At 60.9% G+C, this 1,119-nt stretch carries 1 protein-coding gene; it reads right to left on the bottom strand.

Annotation, left to right across the window (positions count from 1 at the left end; genetic code table 11):
* Window positions 1-44: 44 nt before the first annotated feature.
* Complete coding sequence (locus EOS_RS42680; RefSeq protein WP_047898287.1) at window positions 45-842, bottom strand: IclR family transcriptional regulator; 798 nt, start codon at window positions 840-842, stop codon at window positions 45-47.
* Window positions 843-1,119: the final 277 nt, after the last annotated feature.

The raw sequence follows: 1,119 nt of genomic DNA, 5'->3' as shown, positions 1-1,119 counted from the left end.
CTTGATCGTTTCGATCAAGCCGGCTTTTTGTTGCCCGTTCAAATCTAGCGCTGCTGCGAATCGGCGCTGGGTTCCGGGCGATATCCGAGCGAGCGCGAAATCTCCAGCGCGGTGCCGCTCAGTTGATTCAGCCATGAGTCTTGCAGCCGGTCCGCAGGTGCCGAAAGAGACAGGCCCGCAACGAGCCGCCCGGTGTCGTCGTAGATACCCGCCGCGATGCAGCGCACGCCCAGTTCCAGTTCTTCGTTATCGCGGGCGCACGCCTGACTGCGCACGAACGACAACTCGCGCTCGAGCTTGCCGATATCCGTAATGCTGTTCTGCGTGTGCCCGGAAAGGCCTGTCCGCGTAGCGTAGGCGCGTACCCGGGAGGATTCATCGGCGGCGAGAAAGAGTTTTCCCACCGACGTCAGATGTAGCGGCGCCCGTCCGCCGATGGCCCGCACGACCTGCATGCCGGAGCGTTCCGAATAAGCGCGCTCTATATAGACGATCTCATCGCCCTGGCGCACGGAGAGGTTGACCGTCTGGCCCGTTTGCCGATGCAGTTCGCGCATGGGCGGCATGGCGGCTTCGCGCACCGAGAGCCTAGCCTTCACCAGGTTACCGAGCTCCAGCAGGCGCATGCCCAGCCGGTACGTGCCGGGATCGGAGCGATCGACCAGACGGCATGTCACCATGTCATTCAGGATGCGATGCGCGGTGGACGGATGCAGCGACGTGCTCTGCGAGAGTTCTTTCAGGCTGACAGGGTCGGTGTGCGCGGCGAGCGCGTCAAGCAGGCGCATCATGCGCTCGATCACCTGTATGGACGTTCTGGATTCCGGGTTCGTATCGCTCATTGGAGAAAATCAGTTGATACGTCAATCAGCGGAATAATGATTGTATCTCGTATTGTGAAAAGTGCGAAAGATCTAGCGGTATGGCCGTCGACGCCATTCCGGTTTTCCGTAGACAATAAAAACCGCCCGGAATCCGAAAGATTGCGGACGGCTTTGAGCGCGTCAATGAAGCCGGGGTAGCGGCCTCAGTGGTTATGCTCGGGTTGTTGCGGCGACGCCTTGCCCCAGTTCGAACGGCCGATATACGGCGAGGATCCGCGTGCCTGCGCTTGCGGCG

Source organism: Caballeronia mineralivorans PML1(12) (genome assembly GCF_001028175.1).
GTDB lineage: Bacteria > Pseudomonadota > Gammaproteobacteria > Burkholderiales > Burkholderiaceae > Caballeronia > Caballeronia mineralivorans.
The sequence above is the reverse complement of the archived record's forward strand: the minus strand, read 5'-3'. Positions and strand labels throughout refer to the sequence as shown.

What these genes read in the sequence shown, in the direction of transcription:
- EOS_RS42680 (WP_047898287.1), bottom strand. Translation starts at nt 842, where the DNA reads ATGAGCGATACGAACCCGGAATCCAGAACGTCCATACAGGTGATCGAG.